Source organism: Roseobacter sp. HKCC-CH-9208, from assembly GCF_037805125.1.
Taxonomy (GTDB): domain Bacteria; phylum Pseudomonadota; class Alphaproteobacteria; order Rhodobacterales; family Rhodobacteraceae; genus M30B80.
Map to the genome: position 1 here is coordinate 2,265,917 of NZ_JBBLYK010000001.1, position 17,816 is coordinate 2,283,732.

A 17,816-nucleotide genomic window follows, 5' to 3' on the forward strand; every position below is an offset into this window, starting at 1 on the left:
TCCCTTGTTACCGCGCGTTCAGCCTAGACAGGGGGATATACTTCAGGCAATCTCAAATTATTGAAATAAATTTCAAGAATTCTGAACTATGATCAAGTTAGAGATGTTGCGCGTGTTTTTGGCCGTGGCCGAAGAGGGGGCCTTGGCGCTTGCGGCCCAGAAATTGGGGCGCACGCCATCGGCCCTGTCGATGGCTCTGTCACAGCTTGAGGCCCAAGTGGGCGCGCCCCTCTTTGAAACGGATCGCAAAAATCGCCTCACCCCTTTGGGACGTTTGGTGTTGGAGGAGGCGCGGCGCGCCGCCAATTCCTATACCCGCAGTCTCGATGCCATAGCGCGCCATGCGCGATCTTTGGCGGGAACTGTGCGGGTCATGGCGGTGCCTTCTGCGACCATCACGCTTTTGCCGCGCGCGGTTTTGGCCTTTTCGCAGGCCCGTCCTGATGTGCGCCTTGATATTCGCGACAGCGACACCGCCAGTGTGATTGCACAAGTGGCAATGGGCGAGGTGGATATTGGGATAATCTCGCAATCCCCGCGTGCCAATGCTGCGCCATCCGTTGAGGCGGAGCTCCTTTTGAGCGACCCTTTGGGGATTGTCGCGCGCCATGACGGGCGATTTGCGCAGAAAACCAAGGGGCGCGGCGTCCAATGGCAAGATTTGATCCACGAGCCGCTGATTGCCAACCCGCTTTGCGATCTGGTGGATCACCCCAGCGTGACCGAAGGATTGCAAGATTGCCGCATTGAGGCGCGCAATACCACGGCACTTTTGGCATTTGTGCGGGCGGGTATCGGGATCACGATTTTGCCCCAAACCGCGATGGCCGAAGCCGATCCCGCCTTGCGCTTCTTTGCCCCTAATGATCCGCATAGCCGCCGTGAGCTGTGTAAAATAAGGAACTGCGCCGCCCATCTTAGCCCTGTGGCGCAGTCATTTTGGGACTTGCTTGCACCCCCTGCGCCAAGCCCTTAGCCTTTGACAAAACGACCATAGGGAGGGCGGCCATGGCGCAAGTGGCGATCAGCGAGATTGAAACCGTGACCAAAGCCGCGCTCATGGCCCATGGGGCGGGCGCATGGCAGGCGGGGGAGGTGGCCCGCGCCACTGCCCATTCCGAGGCGCATGGCAATGTGATTTGCGGCCTGCAATATGTCGAAAGCTATTGTGTGCAATTGTCCTCTGGGCGTGTTGATGGGCAGGTCATGCCTGTTGTTAGCCGTCCAAAGGCGGCTGCGATCTTGTCGGATGCGCGGCTTGGTTTTGCCCAACCCGCCTTTGCCGCGGCCAAAGATCAATTCTGCGATCTGGTGGATGAAACAGGCGTGGCCATGCTGGCCGTGGCGCAAAGCCATACCTGCACCTCGCTTGGTTATTTTACCGAACAAATCGCGCAAGCGGGCAAGCTGTGCATCGGCTTTACCAACGCCTCGCCCGTTGTGGCGGCGCCAAATGGCAAGCGGCGCGTCATCGGCACCAACCCCATCGCCATGTCCGTGCCTGATGGGCAAGGGGGGCTGTCGGTGCATTTTGATTTCTCAACCTCGGCCGTGGCTTTGGGGAAAATCACCATGGCGAAATATGCAGGCGAGAAGATCCCATTGGGTTGGGCCGTAGATGCCGAAGGCCGCCCAACAACCGATCCCGAAGCGGCCTTGCAAGGCGCATTGTTGAGTGCGGGCGGCTATAAGGGGTGGGGGTTTGGCATTATGGCCGAGGTCTTGGCCGCTGCGATGACGGGCTCGGTCAATTCGTTGGATGTCGGGGGGCTGAAATTGCCAGATGGGCCGCCGCATAGATTGGGGCAATTCTATTTTGCGATGGATGCGAGCACATTTAGCGATCAGTTTGGCGCGCGGATCACGCGACTGTTGGAGGCTGTGGCCGAAGAAGAGGGCGCGCGTGTTCCAGGCCAAGGGCGGGTGCGGGAGACATCGGTGAATGTGCCTCAGGCCCTTTGGGATAAGATCACAGGATTGGCAGCCTAGCGCGCCACGAGACAGGAAGAGAACCCATGGATTTAACAGTTTACCTTTCGGGCGAGATTCACACGACATGGCGCGAGGAGATCATCGCCGCCTGTGCCGAAGCGGGTCTGTCTGTTCGCTTTACCGCGCCTGTGACCGATCACGCCGCTAGTGATGATTGCGGCGTGGCCATTTTGGGAGCTGAGGATCAGAAATTCTGGCACGATCACAAAGGCGCAAAGATAAACGCCATTCGCACCCGTAAGGCGATTGCAGATGCCGATATCGTGGTTGTGCGCTTTGGTGAAAAATACAAACAATGGAACGCCGCCTTTGACGCGGGATATGCTGCGGCCTTGGGCAAGTCGCTGATTGTGGTGCATGGAGCAGATCATCAACACGCGCTAAAAGAGGTTGATGGGGCGGCCTTTGCCGTTACTGAGACGCCCGCACAGGTTGCGAAAATTCTGGCCTACGTGATTGACGGCACCCTTTAGATGCTTTTCTACGCTTGGCAGCGCCACGGTGCTTTCGTATATGGGCTCCAAAGTGACGCTCGTGCCGTGCACATTCCGTGACGGGGGCTGCGCATTTTCTGGAGTGAATAAATGGATTTCATGACGGCGGAATTCGCCATCGTGGCGGTAATGCTGCTTGCAGCGGGTGCAGTGACGGGCGTGCTCGCGGGGCTATTCGGCGTAGGTGGGGGCGCGATGATTGTGCCTGTGCTTTATGAGGTGTTTGGCTTCTTGGGCCTCTCAGATGAGGTGCGGATGCCGTTGGCGGTTGGCACCTCACTCGCCATTATCATTCCTACCTCAATCCGCTCTTATATGGGCCACCGGGCACGCGGAGCGGTAGACGAGGCGCTGTTGAAATCATGGGCGCTGCCCATTCTGGCAGGTGTGCTGATCGGCGCGGGTTTGGCCCGTTTTGCACCGCCATTCATCTTTCAGATCGTTTTTGTCGTGGTGGCGGGGGCCAATGCGATCAAGATGATCTCTGGTGCAAAGAAATGGGATTTGGGCGCTGATTTGCCCACGGGGGCCGGGCTTTATTCCTATGGTGGTTTGATTGGCCTTTTGTCGGCCCTGATGGGGATCGGTGGGGGTCAGATTTCGAATATGATCATGACATTGCATGGCCGCCCCATTCATCAGGCGGTGGCCACATCGGCAGGGATTGGGGTTTTGATCTCGGTCCCCGGCGCGATTGGCTATATGATCGCGGGCCTCGGCCAAGAGGGTTTACCGATGGATGCCATCGGATATGTCTCTTTCTTGGGGATGATCCTGTTTGTGCCAACCACCTTTCTGACTGCTAATTTGGGTGTGAAATTGGCACATAGCCTGTCGCGGCGGCATTTGGAATTGGCCTTTGGCCTCTTCCTTGCGTTGGTCTGTTTGCGCTTTGTTTATGCGATTTTAACGGGCTAATCGGGTACCACCAAGGGTAGCAGCAATGCAGCATAAATACGCTTCTATAAGATAGGTTGCAGATCTCATGCCCCTTGGCAGTGTTGAAAACGCTATCATATTCATAGAGTTGCGTATGGATGATTTCACTTGATAAGAAAATTCTATCTTGGTCTTTCTTATTGCATAGGTGACTTGGCCTAAGGGGCAAAAGCGGCGCAAATAGGCCATTAGAGGTCGCAGGGCGTGCATGATTTATCACAAAACCCCCGCAGCATAGATGGTAATCGCGATCACGCATGGGGCCCTTGGCCATGGAAGATGTGTTTGACTACACTATTGCACCTATTTTGGGGCGGCGTGCCGTGTTGGGCATGGTTGTGTTGCAATCCGATGAAACGCTAGAACACGATCTGCGCCGTATCTTGCCTCAAGAGGAAGTGGCCCTGTATATCAGCCGTGTCCCCAGTGCTGAAACCGTCAGTTCAGACAGTCTTGCTGCGATGGAGGGGCATCTAAGCGATGCCGCCGCCCTTATGCCGCCCGCTTTGGATTTTGATGTATTGGGATATGGTTGCACCTCGGCGACATCGGTGATCGGGGCGGGGCGGGTGGCTGAATTGCTGCGCAAAGGATGCCCCGCAACCCATGTGACCGACCCGCTTTCGGCGCTCGTGGCGGCCTGCCGTCATATGGGGATCACGCGCTTGGCGTTTTTGTCGCCCTATGTGCCCGAGGTCTCAAGCCGCCTGCGCGCCGCAGTCGCGGCACAAGGGGTAAAATGCCCCGTGTTCGGAACCTTTAACGAGGCGCGCGAACATGCAGTTGCGCTCATCGATGGCCCGTCTGTCACCCGCGCGGCAACGGCGCTGCTGCAACGGGGTGGGGCCGAAGCGGTATTTTTATCCTGCACGAATTTGCGCACCTTAGATGTCATTGATGCCATCGAGGCCGAGACAGGTGCCGTTGCCCTGTCGTCCAACCAAGTGATGGCATGGCATATGTGCCAATTGGCGGGGATTAGGCCCGCCTTGCGCGTGGGGCGCTTAATGGCTGAGCCCCTATTCGCCCGAAGTGCCGAATAGGGTGATCGCCCCACCCAGGAGGGCCATCGCAAAAAAGAACAGGCGCTTTGGCCAATTGCCCGCGCCTGCCGCCGCAATCGCGGCTTGCAGCGCGTAATAAAAGGCAAAGGCGCAGGAGGCATAGCCGATGATGGAAAACACATCGCCAACCCATGTAAGGATCAGCGCAACTGCGCCCAAAATGACATAGCCGTGGCGCGCACCGATGCGGTCGCGGGTCAATTCTGCCAGCAGCCCGCCTGATCCGCCCGTATCGGCCAAGGCGGCGCTGAACTGGGCACTCAAAGCCGCAATCATCAAAAGCGGAGCAAGGATTGGTGCCAAACGGCCCATCATGTCGATAATGGCTGTTTCAATGACAGCTTGCGGGGCGGGCGTAAAGATTAGGCTGAGGGGCAGAAGATAGGCCATATAGATCAGCGTGGCGATAAGCAGCGCCATATGCATGGCGCGGATCCGTAACGCGGGGGCATACTCTGCCCCCATATACCGCACCGTTTCGAAACCTTGCACGGTCACAATCAGCCCAAACCCCAAAAACAGGGCTGCGGGGCCCGTTTCTGTCGCGGGGGATAGGATCACACCCTGCCCATCGAGCATATCTGTGCCAAGCGCCAACCATAGCGCGCCGGAGGGTCGATTTTGCCAAGGGTGGCCAGATCAACAGACCCGCAACAGCCAAAGCAATGATCAGTATAAGTGCCGTTTGCATGCGCCTAGGGCTAGCAGGCAGGTCTGGTCCGTAAAAGATAAAAAACGCGCGCCCTTTTGGGGCGCGCGCCTGTCTTTTCTTACCCGCCTGCTTTATGCGGCCGCGTCAAAGCGGTCTGCATTCATCACCTTTGTCCACGCAGCGGCGAAATCATGCACGAATTTCGCGGCATTATCGTCTTGTGCGTAAAGTTCGGCATAAGCGCGCAGGATTGAGTTTGAGCCAAAAACCAAATCCACACGGGTGGCTGTCCATTTTGTTTCGCCTGTTTTGCGAGACACGATGTTGTAGAGGTTCGACCCTGCAGGTTCCCACTTATAGGCCATGTCGGTCAGCGCCGCGAAGAAATCGGTCGACAATGTGCCAACACGATCCGTAAACACCCCATGCGCGCTGCCGCCATGGTTGGTGCCAAGCACACGCATACCGCCAATCAATGCGGTCATTTGGGGCGCTGTCAGACCCAAAAGCTGCGCACGATCCAACATCAGCTCCTCTGGTTGCACGGTGTAATCCGCTTTCAACCAGTTGCGGAACGCGTCATGGACGGGCTCTAGCACTTCGAAGCTGTCGATATCGGTTTGCTCTTGGTTGGCGTCACCACGGCCTGGCGTGAAGGGCAGGGTGATTTCGACACCTGCGGCTTTGGCCGCCTGTTCGACACCGACATTACCCGCTAGAACGATAACATCCGCAAGGCTTGCGCCCGTTTCCGTGGCGATGGGTTCCAATGCGGTCAGCACCTTTTGCAGGCGGGCAGGCTCGTTGCCTTCCCAATCCTTTTGTGGGGCCAGACGAATGCGCGAGCCATTGGCACCGCCGCGCATATCAGACCCACGGAAGGTGCGCGCGCTGTCCCATGCGGTCGCGACCATCTCGGAGATGGACAGGCCCTTTGCCGCGATTTTCGCCTTGACCGCATCCACATCATAAGTCGTGGAGCCCGCAGGGATCGGGTCTTGCCAGATCAAATCTTCGGCAGGCACATCTGGCCCGAAATAACGCGCCTTTGGCCCCATATCGCGGTGGGTCAGCTTGAACCATGCGCGGGCGAAGGTTTCCGAGAAATATTCAGGATCGGCATAGAACTTTTCCGAAATCTTGCGATATTCGGGATCCATCTTCATTGCCATATCCGCATCCGTCATGATCGGGTTGTAGCGGATAGATGGGTCTTCGACATCAACGGGCTTGTCTTCTTCCTTGATGTTTACAGGTTCCCATTGCCATGCCCCTGCGGGGGATTTCTTCAATTCCCAGTCATAGTTCAGCAGCAAATGGAAATAGCCGTTATCCCATTTGGTGGGGTGGGTGGTCCAAGCACCTTCGATGCCCGAGGTGACAGTGTCGCGGCCTACGCCACGGGTGGTGTGGTTGTTCCAGCCAAGGCCCTGCTCATGCACATCGGCACCTTCAGGGTCAGCACCCAAATTGGCCGCATCACCATTACCATGCGCCTTACCCACTGTGTGGCCGCCTGCGGTCAGGGCCACGGTTTCTTCGTCATTCATAGCCATACGGGCAAAGGTCACGCGCACATCATGCGCGGTGCGCAGCGGATCGGGCTGACCATTCACACCTTCTGGGTTCACATAGATGAGGCCCATTTGAACCGCCGCAAGCGGGTTTTCCAATGTCTCAGACCCGCGATCTTCGGCATAACGCTCAGACCCCAGCCAATCTTTTTCTGCGCCCCAATAGATGTCCTTTTCAGGATGCCAAATATCGGCGCGGCCAAAGGAATAGCCAAAGGTTTTGAGGCCCATGGATTCATAAGCAATGTTGCCTGCGAGGATAAATAAATCCGCCCAAGATACTGAATTTCCGTATTTTTTCTTGATTGGCCACAGCAGGCGGCGGGCTTTGTCGAGGTTGGTGTTGTCGGGCCAAGAGTTCAAAGGCGCGAAACGCTGGTTGCCAGTGCCGCCGCCGCCGCGACCGTCAGCGGTGCGATAGCTGCCCGCCGCGTGCCAGGCCATGCGGATCATCAAGCCACCATAATGGCCCCAATCTGCAGGCCACCAATCTTGGCTGTCGGTCATCAGCGCGTGCATGTCTTTCTTCAGCGCATCGATATCGAGCTTTTCCAATTGCTTGCGGTAATCAAAAGCCTCGCCCATCGGATCGGTCTTGCGATCATGTTGGTGCAAAATGTCGAGGTTCAACGCATTTGGCCACCAATCGGTAACAGTTGTGCCAAGCGCGGTTTGCGCGCCATGCATCACGGGGCATTTGCCAATGTTATTTCCATCCATGAGGGCAGTCTCCTTTTGGGTTGTCTCATGCAGGCCCCATCATCGGGGTGCGGTTCTCGGTGATCAGAGGGCCGTTGCACGGATTCGCATGCAAACGGCGCTTAGGCTTGTTTTAGCATCAGTGAGCGATTAGTTTAATTTTGATTTTCTGATGTAGGCAATCAGTTTTTGTTATGGCTAATATCACCTTGAAACAGTTACGATATGCGGTCGCGGTGGCCGAGCATGGTCATTTTGGAAATGCGGCCGCCGCATCCGCGATCTCGCAGCCCGCTTTGTCCATGCAAATTCAAGCCTTAGAGGATGGTTTGGGTCTGGCCCTGTTCGAGCGCGCGGCCCGCCATGTGCGACCCACCCCGTTTGGGGTTGGATTCTTGGCGCGCGCGCAGCGGATATTGGCCGAGGTTGACGATTTGGGCGATAGCGCGCGTGCGGCGCGCGGTGATGATTTGGGCCGCCTGCGTCTTGGTGTGATCCCCACCATTGCGCCATATCTTTTGCCCCGTGTGGTGGGCTTGATGGGGCAGTATTACCCGCAGGCAAATTTGGCATTGCGTGAAACGATCACCCCGCGCTTGATATCGGAATTGTCCGAAGGGCGGTTGGACGCGGCGATTGTGGCCCTGCCCATATCTGAGCCCAGCTTTGAGGAGGTGGAGGTGTTTCAAGAAGATTTCATTCTTGTGCGCCCGCCCGAAGATTCGGGCAAGCCTGTGCCCGATGCCAATTCCCTGCGCGAAATGAAACTCCTTTTGTTGGAGGAGGGGCATTGCTTCCGCGACCAAGCCCTGTCTTTTTGCACGCTTGGCGCAAATACCCCGCGCGAGGTGATGGATGGCTCATCACTGTCAACGCTTGTGCAGATGGTGGGGGCGGGGATTGGCGTGACGCTTATCCCTGAAATGGCTGTGCCTGTTGAGACGCGCTCCGCGAGCGTGGCCTTGGCGCGGTTTCGCACCCCTGCGCCTGCGCGCAAAATCGGGGTTATTTGGCGGCGCACAAGCCCGCTTTCCAATCAGTTGCGCAAATTGGCCAATGTGGTGCGCGAGGCGGCAGAAACGGGCGCGTCCGAGGCCATGACAGGCGGGCTTATGCCCAAAATCGCGTGACCAAAAAGAAAAAGGCGGGCCAAAGCCCACCTTTTCCAATCCAAACTGGATCAGGCTTATGCCTTAGACCAGCGTGATATTTACGGCGCTTTCGCGGCCATCACGGCCTTTTTCCAGCTCGTAAGTCACTTTCTGGTTGTCGTTGAGGCCTTTGAGGCCAGAACGCTCAACACCAGAGATGTGAACGAATACGTCTTTGCCGCCTTCATCAGGTGCGATGAAGCCGAAACCTTTGGTTGCGTTGAACCATTTCACGGTGCCATTGGCCATTTCCGTGTCTCCTGTCATTATGCTGCCCACACCATGTGGCAGCTTGGCAATCGTCATGCGAGATAGGCTGCACTGTTGCCTTTAAAGAGGGACAGAAGAGCGATATCAGATAACTAGCGCGGCCCATGTCGCATGAAATGGGCTTCGCGTAAAGATAAATCGTTGGGGGTAAAAGATGCTGTTCAAATTGTTCATGGCCGTTGCAACGCTTTTTGGTATCGTGATTTTTGCGGCGGTGGCCTTTCGTGTGATGCCAATGGATGCCGCGCGCTATCATATGCGCCCTGCTTTGGCCGTGCCGCCATCAACCCCGAATTTTGCGCTACTGGTGGGGGATGAGGCCTTGGTAGTGCCGCGCAATCTGGCGGATGTGGCGGCCGATGTGGCACTGAAGGCCGCCAGCGATGGCGCCGTTCTGTTAGCAGGCCAACCAGAGGATGGTTTTGTCACCTATGTCTATCGCAGCCGTTTGATGGGCTTTCCTGACGCGCTCAGCCTAACGCTTGATCCTACTGATGAGGGGGGCGCGCGGGTTCAGATCTTCTCGCGGTCGCGTTTTGGTTATAGCGATTTGGGGGTGAATGCAGCGCGCGTGGCCGATTGGGTCGCTGCGTTGCAGGAAGCGCGCTGATCAATCAGGCTTGACGCGCCCGCGCCGCTTCGCCAAACCCTGCCTATGTTGCCAGCAGAACCCCTTCGCCAAATTGTCGAGCGCTTCGAGTATCTCGAGGCGCAATTAAACGCAGGCCCCGCCGCCAATGCGATTGCCGCAATCAGCCGCGAATATGCGCAGCTGAAACCTGTGGTCACGCAGATTGACGAATATCAGCAGATCAAATCTGATCTTCAGGGGGCCGAGGCGATGTTGGCCGATCCTGAGATGCGCGCCTTGGCCGAAGAAGAATTGGCACGGCTGAAAATCGCGCTGCCAGAGGTTGAATATGCATTGCGCATTGCGCTTTTGCCCAAAGATGCGGCCGATGCGCGCCCTGCCATTCTTGAAATTCGCCCGGGAACGGGCGGCGATGAGGCGGCCCTTTTTGCAGGCGATTTGCTGCGGATGTATCAACGCTACGCCGAGGCGCGGGGATGGCAACTTGAATTGATCGAGCAGCAGCTCTCCGAGCTTGGCGGGGTGCGCGATGTAACCGCGCGGATCGCGGGCGAGGGGGTATTCGCGCGGATGAAATACGAGTCTGGCGTTCATCGCGTGCAGCGGGTGCCAGAAACGGAATCAGGCGGACGTATCCATACATCCGCCGCGACTGTGGCTGTTCTGCCCGAGGCCGAAGATGTCGATATTAATATCCCAGCCACCGATATTCGTATTGATACAATGCGCGCCTCAGGCGCGGGTGGTCAGCATGTGAACACCACAGACAGCGCCGTGCGCATCACCCATTTGCCCACGGGGATCATCGTCACCTCATCGGAGAAGTCACAACACCGCAACCGCGAGATCGCAATGCAGGTCTTGCGCGCGCGGCTTTATGATCTGGAACGGCAAAAGGCGGATGATGCCCGCGCCGCTTCGCGCAAAAGTCAGGTGGGAACGGGCGATCGTTCCGAGCGTATCCGCACCTATAATTTCCCCCAAGGGCGCATGACAGATCATCGGATCAATCTGACCTTGTATAAGTTGGATCAGGTCTTGTCGGGTGATTTGGACGAGATCATTGACGCGCTGACCGCCCATGATCAAGCCGCCCTATTGGCTGAGATGGACGGGTGAGCGCGCGCTATCGGGATCTTTACGCCGCCGCGCGCGCGCGTTTGTCTTTGCGCTTGCCTCAAGATGAGGCTGAGCGCGATACACGCCTTTTATTGGCGCATGCCGCAGGCCTGTCAGGGGCGGGGTTGTCAGCCTGTCTCAATGATCTGGCCGCCCAAAATCACATCACTGATTTTGAGGCAGTGGTGGAGGCCCGCCTTGCTGGACAATCTGTGGCCCATATCATTGGGAAATCTGCATTCATGGGATTGGATTTCGTGGTTGGGGCGGGGGATTTGGCCCCGCGGCCTGACACGGAAACCTTGGTAGAGGCCGCACTCTCGCATGGCTTTACGCGCTTTCTTGATCTGGGCACAGGCACGGGGGTGATTGCAATCAGCCTGCTTGCCGCGCGGCCAGAGGCGCAAGGGGTTGCAACCGATTTGGATGAGGGTGCCTTGGCCCGAGCGCGACAAAATGCAAAGACCCATGGCGTGGCGGGGCGGTTGCAGTTCTTCACGGGCCCATGGTTTGTGGCGCTGCCTGAGCCCGCGATGTTTGATCTGATCCTATCCAATCCGCCCTATATTGATCAGGCAACTTATGCAGGTCTACCCGAAGAGCTGCGCTTGCATGAGCGCGCTGCGGCGCTGACCGATGGTCATGATGGGCTGAGCGCATATCGCGTGATCGCTGTGCAGGCAGGCGCCTATCTTGTGCGCGATGGGGCGGTAATGGTCGAAATCGGCTATGATCAAGGCGAAACCGTGCCGCAAATTTTTGCTCAAGCAGGGTTTCGGTCTGTGCGCGTCATCCATGATTTGGCAGGCAAGCCGCGTGTTGTGGTGGCGCAAGCGATGCTTTCCTAGGCGAAAAAGCCGATAATTTTGCCGTTTTTGCAAATTTCCGCTTGTAAGCGCCCCTCAGCCATGGCAAGCGGAGAGTACGGGAGAGGAATTATAAAGACATTCCCCCGAAATAACAGCCACGATATTCTGGACAAAGGCACAGATTGCACAGGCTGATCGTGGATATTGGCACGGACTTGGCATTAGGCCGCCTGACACCCTGCCGTGGATGGCTTCAACACTGGACTATATAAGAACAATGAGATCATCAAAGAACCGCTCGCGGTCAAAGGGCAATCGCAACCGCTCTGTTGGCAATATCATCAATCGGGTGTTTGACAGCTCTGGCCCAGAGGGCAAGGTGCGCGGTACGCCGCAGCAGATCATCGACAAATATCAGCAATTGGCCCGTGATGCCCAGTTGAGCAATGACCGTGTGGCCGCTGAAAATTTCTTGCAGCACTCCGAGCATTATTCCCGCCTCCTAAGCGAGGCGCAGCGCGAGATGGACGCGCGCCGCGAAGAGCAGCAAAGCCATAATGGCGGCCAGAATGGCCATGATCGCCGTGGGTATTCGAACGAGGACGAGGCCGAGACTTCGCAGGATGCAGGCCAAGAGGTCATGCCCAGTGAGACGGATGGTTTGGCGATTGCCGCCGATGGCGATGGGGAGGGTGCCAGCACCTTGGTCGACACGCCCGAAAGCAAACCTCGCGCGAAACGCGCGCCGCGTGGCCCCCACCGCCCGCGCAAATCTGACGAGGCAGGCAGCGATGCCGCCCCAATGGTTGCAGCCCCAAGCGAGGCGCAAGGCGAATAATCGCGCGTGACCTTGTTGCATGACATTGCCCCCGTGCCATCCTTGGTGCGGGGGTTTTTCTTGCCTTAATCGGCCGCGACAGCGCGGGCGAGGGCGCAAAACCCCTCAAGGCTGACTGTTTCTGCGCGGTCAGTCGGGCGCAGCCCTGCGGCCAAGATGCGATCCTCAATATCTGGGCAAAGCCCCTTCAGCGCGGCGCGCAGCATCTTGCGGCGTTGATTAAAGGCTTTGGCAACCACGCGCTCCAGCACCTTTTGATCTGCGGGAAATTTCGGTGCCTCAAGTGCTGTTAAATGCACCACCGCAGAGCTGACCTTTGGGGGTGGGGTGAAGGCCTCAGGTGGCAGGTTCAGCGCAATCCGCGCCTCACAGCGCCATTGCGCCAAGACGGCCAAGCGGCCATAGGCCTTGCTGCCCTCGCGCGCCACAATACGTTCGGCCACTTCGCGTTGGAACATCAAGGTCAGGCTTGACCATTGTGGTGGCCAGACAGGCGGGATCAGCCAACGGATGAGCAATTCGGTGCCCACATTATAGGGCAGATTGGCGATGATACGGATCGGCGGGTTCAGATGCGCCGCCCAATCCACGGCCAAAGCATCGTCATTTAGAACGCTCAGGCGGTCGGGATAGCCGGCGGCGATTTCTGCCAAAGCGGGCAGGCAACGCGCGTCTTTTTCAATAGCCACAACGCGCCGCGCCCCTTCGGCCAAAAGGCCACGGGTCAAACCACCAGGGCCGGGGCCGATTTCCAGAACATCACAGGCGCTTAAATCCCCTGCAATGCGGGCGATTTTTGCGGTCAGGTTCAGATCAAGCAGGAAATTCTGCCCCAAGGATTTCTTGGCGCGCAGATCATGGGTTGCGATCACCTCGCGCAGGGGGGGGAGGGTATCAATCATGCCGCGCGCGCCTGTGCCATTTGATCCGCCATGCGCAACGCCGCGACCAAGCTTGTGGCATCTGCGCGGCCCGTGCCCGCAATATCAAAGGCCGTGCCATGATCGGGCGAGGTGCGGATAAAGGGCAGGCCAAGCGTCACATTCACCCCGCCTGAGAAATCAAGCGTCTTGATTGGGATCAGCGCCTGATCATGATAGGCGCAGATGGCCACATCATACCGCGCGCGCGCCGCAGGGTGAAACATTGTATCTGCGGAGAGCGGCCCCGCGATCTGATAACCTTCGCCGCGCAACCCCTCCAGACAGGGGATCATCCACGCGATTTCCTCGCGCCCCATGGCGCCATTTTCGCCCGCATGGGGGTTGAGGCCCGCCACGGCAAAACGCGGGGTCTGCAGGCCGAAATCGCGCTGCATTGCGTCAGAGGTCACGCGGATCACATCGCGCAACAGATCGGGAGTAAAGGCCGCAGGAACCGCGCTGAGGGGGATGTGGATGGTGGCAGGCACAACGCGTAATTCTCCGCAGGCCAACATCATCACCACCTTTACCCCACCCGCCAAGGCCGCGAGATATTCCGTATGGCCAGGATAGGCAAAACCCGCGCCCTGTTGCAGCGCGTGTTTGTGGATGGGCAAGGTGCAAATTGCCCGCGCTGCACCCGATTGGGCAAGCTCTACGGCCTCCGCGATTGCGTCAATAACGCCTTGCGCATGGGCGGCTTGGGGGTGGCCTGCCGCACGGGCGGGGCCAAAGTCGCGGTGCAGAACTGGCAAACCATCGCCATAGGCGGCAAAGGCGGCACTTGCCTGAGATATTTTGACGATAGGTGCGCCATGCCCGTTGAAATGATCCGCATCTCCAATGACAAAAAAAGGAACCGCGCCCTGCAATTCATGCCACGCTTTTGCGGCAATCTCGGGGCCAATCCCCGCAGGTTCCCCACAGCTGAGCGCAATGGGGCCGGTCGTGCCCGCACCCATGGGATCAGTCCAAATCACGGATGATGGCGTCCGCGCGCAATTCCTCAAGATAGCCAGAGGCATAAGTCTCAAGGCGCTGCGAGAACAAGGCTTGGCGAATTTCCTCGCGCGCGCCATCTTCAAGCTCGACTGTGCGATTGCACAGCCAAACCATCAGAAGATCGGCGCCATTGTTGCGGCGCAGGGCGGTCGAGCTTTCATTCGGGTCAAGCTTAGCAAGTTCTGCCGCAATATCTGCGGGCACTTCGGCGCGCGGGGCGCTGATCCGTTCAAACTGACCTTCTAGGGTGCCATAAAGATCATCGCAGCGGTCATTTTGCGCGGCGATCTCAGCGGCGCGCGCAGCGGCATCTGGCCCTGAAAGCAGAATGGTTGCGTAATCATAACTGCTCGGCGTTGGGAATTGATATCCTACCTCTTCAAAGCCCAGCATTTGAAAAATCCCAATCCCAGGCCCCAAAGGGACGGGTTCGGTGACGTCACCAACATCCAAGGTGATCAACATGGCACTCAGGCCTTGGGGCAGGGATGATAGGGGCCGCCAATCCAACGCGCCGCCGTCAACCGCGGTAGGGGCGGCTGAACGGGCGCGGGCGACATCGGCAAAAGCCGTTAGGTTTCCGTCCACATCTTCGGCAATCGCCAGCAATTCCGCGCGCAGCGTGTCGATATCGTTGCCTTCAATCGGCAGGATCAATTCCGCCAAACGAATTTGCGCCCCGCCCCCGTTGGAGCCAAGCGCAAGTGCGCGGTCAATCTCGGCCTCAGAGACTTGGGCGCGTGCCCCAAACCGACTGCGCAAGATCTCGCGCCATAAAAGGCCTGCATTGATAAAATCGCGCAGGGTCTCATAGGCGACCCCCTCGTTCTCAAGTGCATCAATCAAACCTTGGCCGTCCAAATTTGCGCGGGCGGCAAATTCGTCAATTCCGATCATCAACTGATCTTGGGTGATTGTGAGCCCCGCTGCTTGGGCGGCGGCCATTTGCAGGCGTTCCTCAACCAAAACCTCGCGCGCGCGGGCCTGTAGGTCACCTGGTGCATTCAAGATGCCCAAAAACGTGGCGCGTTGATCCACCTCATATTGGGTGATCACCGTATCATTGACCGCAATCACAGGCGTGAAATCGAGCGATTGCGCGCGCATTTGTGCAGGGGCAAGCGCCAAGGCGCATCCCATGCTCACACCAAAACAAAGGTTGCGCGCGGCGCGCGCGCCCAAGAATTTACCCAAGATTGGGGAAGATACGTGATGTGAACTCATCTTGTCCTTCTTCGGTCACTCTTGCGAGGGGCGGCGTCAGGGCGCCCGTTTTATATTTGTGCCAAGCCTACAAGAGGCGGGCAAGCGAAGCGAGGGGAAATTCATGCCCCCCGCATGTATTGGGCCGATCCATCACTGTCTTAGCCATCTTCCATATGCAAAATCACCCCAAGCGCCAAAAGCGATCCCGCAAGGGGCGGTGTCCATGCAACGATAAAGGCGGAAAGCTGACCATTCTCACCCAAAACTTGGGCAAAGCTGCGCAGAAAATAGAGGCCAAAACCCAACAAAATCGCGGCGAGCACCAAAGGCCCCGTGCGGCCAAAACGGGTGTGACGCATCGTAAGGCTTGCACCGATCAAGACCATGCTCATCAGCATCAAGGGGTTTGCCAACTGCATCTGGAACCAGACCCGATGCGACAGTCCCGCAAATCCCGCATCCTGCAACTGCGTAATGAAATCGGGAAGGGCGTAAATCGAGATATTGCTCGGATCCCCGAAGGAATCGAGAATTTGTTCCCGCGTCAGCGTTGAGGGAACGGCATAGCTTTCAAAGCTTTCTGCACTGGCCTCGGGGTTGGTTTGGGTCAAGTCCCAAATCTTGGCGCGGGTTAGATCCCATGATTGCAGTCCAAGACGCGCTTCATCGGCGTCAATGCGCTGTTCAATTCGGCCAAATGTATCGAAATTATAGAAGGTGACGTCAAATAACTGCGTTCCATCGCTATTGGCGCGCAGCGCGTTGATGACGGTTTGCTGATCGCGCGTGCCTTGGCGCAGCCAAAGCCCCTCTTGCGTGATGGCCAAGGTGCGTTCCTGGGTGCCGCGCACCTGCGCCAACTTACGCTCATGCGCGATTTGGGTGTCGGCCACGATTGGGTTGATCACCAAAAGACCTATGATCCCGATGAGGGCGGCCACGCCAATTGGGGCCATCGTGGCCCGCAAAGCCGAGCGCCCCGATGCCCGCACCACCACTAACTCCGAACTGCGTGCCAGTGACAGGAAAAAGACCAAGGTCGCCAGCATGACAACCAGCGGAAAGAGGGAGTAAAGCGCTGACGGCATGTTGAGCAGCGCAAGCGTGAGCGCATCGCCCAAATCCCCGCCGTTGAGCGCGATTTTTCGCATCTGTTCTGTCAGATCCACCACCATGTGGATCATCGCAAAGATCGCCAACACGGTGAGGAAATTTTTGAAATAACGCTGCGCGAGGTAAAGTTGCAGGATCATGCGCCGCCCTCAACCAGATCAGGCTGCCGCATCGGGCGCCAATGCGCAGTTTTATATACGGCCAACAGCACCGCCCCGAACACCACGGCGCAGAGCAGTGGCTGCACATAGGCCAATGGTGCCAAATGCGGCGCATTGATCACCTGAGCGCTTAGAAGGTTTGTACTCATTTGCAACGGGATAGCCAACCCTACGGCCAGCAGGATCTGCGCCCATAACCCAAGCCGCGAAAAATTGCGCAGCATCAGGCAACTGGCCGCAATCAAAGGCACAAAAAACGCGAACATGGCCTGCGCGAAACGATAATGCAGTTCCCATTTTATACGATCAAGGGCAATGCCCGCGCGGTTCGCAAGATCTTGATCCGCCGCAATGAGCGCAGGCGTGGACATCACGCGCTCGCTTTCGGGCAGAACTTCGTCATCTTCTCCGCTGCCTGATGCAGTCGGGCTTTGTGCCTGTGTGATATCATAGTTCAATCGCTCAAAGCTGAGAGTACTCAGGCGGTTTATGACCCGATCCAAGGTGATCCTGCGCCCTGATACCAAGATCAGCCGCGCATTTTCAGCATCGCGCAAAAGATACCCGCGATCCGCGCGATAGGTCGCTTCGCGGGTTTCACTGCGCCGATCATGGATAAACAGCCCCTGCAACTCACCCTCAGGTGAAATATCGCTGATATAAATTGTGATGCCCGAGATCGGGGATTGGAACACGCCCGCGCGCAGCAACTGAGCGACAAGATCATTGCCCAAGATGTTTGATCTTTCGCGAAATTGTGCTTGGGCCTGCGGGGCCAAGCCATTGCTAAGGCCCGCAACCAAAAACGCGATAATCGCCCCGAAATAGAAAACGGGCCGTAACAGGCGCAGCGGCGAGATGCCGGCGGTCTGCAAAATCACCAATTCACTATCGGTGATCAGGCGGTTGAATACATAAAGGGTCGCCACAAGCCCCGCCACAGGCAGCACAATCATGATAATCGGCGGAAGCGCCAATGTGGTCAGTTCGAGAAAGGCCAAAATGGTTTGGCCGTCCGAGATCAATTGATCGAACAAATCAACCCCTTGGTTGATCCAATAGACGGACACCAAAACAAGCGCGAAGAAGCCAAAGAAACTGAGGCACATGAGCAAGATATAACGATCATATCGTGTCAAATTCGCAGCCTTTGTAAATTGAGCCCATATCCTTGGGGCGCAAGCGGGCCTGATTACCCACAAGTTCGTTTGGTTTTGG

Annotated in this window: 18 protein-coding genes; 10 read left to right on the top strand and 8 right to left on the bottom strand. The window is 57.4% G+C overall.

What is annotated here, in order from left to right:
• The first annotated feature begins 88 nt into the window (after window positions 1-88).
• From AAC621_RS11455 to AAC621_RS11475, 5 genes are all read left to right on the top strand, one after another.
• Window positions 89-976 (top strand): LysR family transcriptional regulator, encoded by an 888-nt coding sequence (locus tag AAC621_RS11455; RefSeq protein ID WP_340255853.1) that lies wholly within the window; start codon window positions 89-91, stop codon window positions 974-976.
• Window positions 977-1,008: 32 nt separating this feature from the next.
• Window positions 1,009-1,989: an Ldh family oxidoreductase gene (locus AAC621_RS11460; protein WP_340255856.1), complete on the top strand. Its 981-nt coding sequence runs from the start codon at window positions 1,009-1,011 to the stop codon at window positions 1,987-1,989.
• Window positions 1,990-2,015: 26 nt separating this feature from the next.
• A complete protein-coding gene (locus tag AAC621_RS11465) occupies window positions 2,016-2,465 on the top strand; it encodes a YtoQ family protein (RefSeq protein WP_340255858.1) in 450 nt (149 codons plus the stop codon).
• 111 nt (window positions 2,466-2,576) lie between these two features.
• Window positions 2,577-3,404 (top strand): sulfite exporter TauE/SafE family protein, encoded by an 828-nt coding sequence (locus AAC621_RS11470; RefSeq protein WP_340255861.1) that lies wholly within the window; start codon window positions 2,577-2,579, stop codon window positions 3,402-3,404.
• A 293-nt stretch (window positions 3,405-3,697) separates the two neighbouring features.
• On the top strand, window positions 3,698-4,468 hold the full coding sequence (locus AAC621_RS11475; protein ID WP_340255863.1) for a maleate cis-trans isomerase family protein: 771 nt from the start codon (window positions 3,698-3,700) through the stop codon (window positions 4,466-4,468).
• On the opposite strand, the gene AAC621_RS11480 is transcribed toward AAC621_RS11475, so the two are convergent.
• Both AAC621_RS11480 and katG read right to left on the bottom strand, forming a co-directional pair.
• Window positions 4,445-5,086 carry a hypothetical protein gene (locus AAC621_RS11480; protein WP_340255866.1) on the bottom strand — a complete coding sequence of 214 codons (642 nt, stop codon included), beginning with the start codon at window positions 5,084-5,086 and terminating at the stop codon, window positions 4,445-4,447. The two genes, AAC621_RS11475 and AAC621_RS11480, sit on opposite strands and share 24 nt — an antisense overlap.
• Window positions 5,087-5,272: 186 nt before the next feature.
• Window positions 5,273-7,435 carry a catalase/peroxidase HPI gene (katG, locus tag AAC621_RS11485; RefSeq protein WP_340255868.1) on the bottom strand — a complete coding sequence of 721 codons (2,163 nt, stop codon included), beginning with the start codon at window positions 7,433-7,435 and terminating at the stop codon, window positions 5,273-5,275.
• A 173-nt stretch (window positions 7,436-7,608) separates the two neighbouring features.
• Here katG and AAC621_RS11490 point away from each other — a divergent pair, with 173 nt between their 5' ends.
• Window positions 7,609-8,544, top strand: coding sequence for a hydrogen peroxide-inducible genes activator (locus tag AAC621_RS11490; RefSeq protein WP_340255871.1), 936 nt, complete (start codon window positions 7,609-7,611; stop codon window positions 8,542-8,544).
• A 63-nt stretch (window positions 8,545-8,607) separates the two neighbouring features.
• On the opposite strand, the gene AAC621_RS11495 is transcribed toward AAC621_RS11490, so the two are convergent.
• The gene (locus tag AAC621_RS11495) at window positions 8,608-8,814 is read right to left on the bottom strand and encodes a cold-shock protein (protein ID WP_317655813.1); all 207 of its coding nucleotides are present in this window, start codon (window positions 8,812-8,814) and stop codon (window positions 8,608-8,610) included.
• A 175-nt stretch (window positions 8,815-8,989) separates the two neighbouring features.
• Between AAC621_RS11495 and AAC621_RS11500 the strand changes: the two genes are divergently transcribed.
• The 4 genes from AAC621_RS11500 (at window position 8,990) to AAC621_RS11515 (ending at window position 12,193) form a co-directional block, all read left to right on the top strand.
• Window positions 8,990-9,445 (top strand): DUF1499 domain-containing protein, encoded by a 456-nt coding sequence (locus AAC621_RS11500; protein WP_340255873.1) that lies wholly within the window; start codon window positions 8,990-8,992, stop codon window positions 9,443-9,445.
• A 45-nt stretch (window positions 9,446-9,490) separates the two neighbouring features.
• Window positions 9,491-10,546 (top strand): peptide chain release factor 1, encoded by a 1,056-nt coding sequence (prfA, locus tag AAC621_RS11505; RefSeq protein ID WP_340255876.1) that lies wholly within the window; start codon window positions 9,491-9,493, stop codon window positions 10,544-10,546.
• The gene (gene prmC, locus AAC621_RS11510; RefSeq protein ID WP_340255879.1) at window positions 10,543-11,394 is read left to right on the top strand and encodes a peptide chain release factor N(5)-glutamine methyltransferase; all 852 of its coding nucleotides are present in this window, start codon (window positions 10,543-10,545) and stop codon (window positions 11,392-11,394) included. The genes prfA and prmC overlap by 4 nt, the downstream gene beginning before the upstream one ends.
• Window positions 11,395-11,632: 238 nt before the next feature.
• A complete protein-coding gene (locus AAC621_RS11515; protein ID WP_340255882.1) occupies window positions 11,633-12,193 on the top strand; it encodes a DUF4167 domain-containing protein in 561 nt (186 codons plus the stop codon).
• A gap of 65 nt (window positions 12,194-12,258) precedes the next feature.
• Here AAC621_RS11515 and rsmA read toward each other — a convergent pair whose 3' ends face one another.
• The 5 genes from rsmA to AAC621_RS11540 all read right to left on the bottom strand — a co-directional run bounded on the left by rsmA (window position 12,259) and on the right by AAC621_RS11540 (window position 17,737).
• Window positions 12,259-13,095, bottom strand: a complete 837-nt coding sequence (gene rsmA / locus AAC621_RS11520) for a 16S rRNA (adenine(1518)-N(6)/adenine(1519)-N(6))-dimethyltransferase RsmA (protein WP_340255884.1) — start codon at window positions 13,093-13,095, stop codon at window positions 12,259-12,261.
• The gene (pdxA, locus tag AAC621_RS11525) at window positions 13,092-14,078 is read right to left on the bottom strand and encodes a 4-hydroxythreonine-4-phosphate dehydrogenase PdxA (protein WP_340255888.1); all 987 of its coding nucleotides are present in this window, start codon (window positions 14,076-14,078) and stop codon (window positions 13,092-13,094) included. The genes rsmA and pdxA overlap by 4 nt, the downstream gene beginning before the upstream one ends.
• 4 nt (window positions 14,079-14,082) lie before the next feature.
• Entirely contained in the window at window positions 14,083-15,342 is a 1,260-nt protein-coding gene (locus AAC621_RS11530) for a peptidylprolyl isomerase (protein WP_340255891.1), read from the bottom strand.
• Between the two features lie 140 nt (window positions 15,343-15,482).
• A complete protein-coding gene (gene lptG, locus AAC621_RS11535) occupies window positions 15,483-16,577 on the bottom strand; it encodes an LPS export ABC transporter permease LptG (RefSeq protein ID WP_340255893.1) in 1,095 nt (364 codons plus the stop codon).
• Window positions 16,574-17,737, bottom strand: a complete 1,164-nt coding sequence (locus AAC621_RS11540; protein ID WP_340255896.1) for an LptF/LptG family permease — start codon at window positions 17,735-17,737, stop codon at window positions 16,574-16,576. Before AAC621_RS11540 ends, lptG begins: the two co-directional genes overlap by 4 nt.
• Window positions 17,738-17,816: the final 79 nt, after the last annotated feature.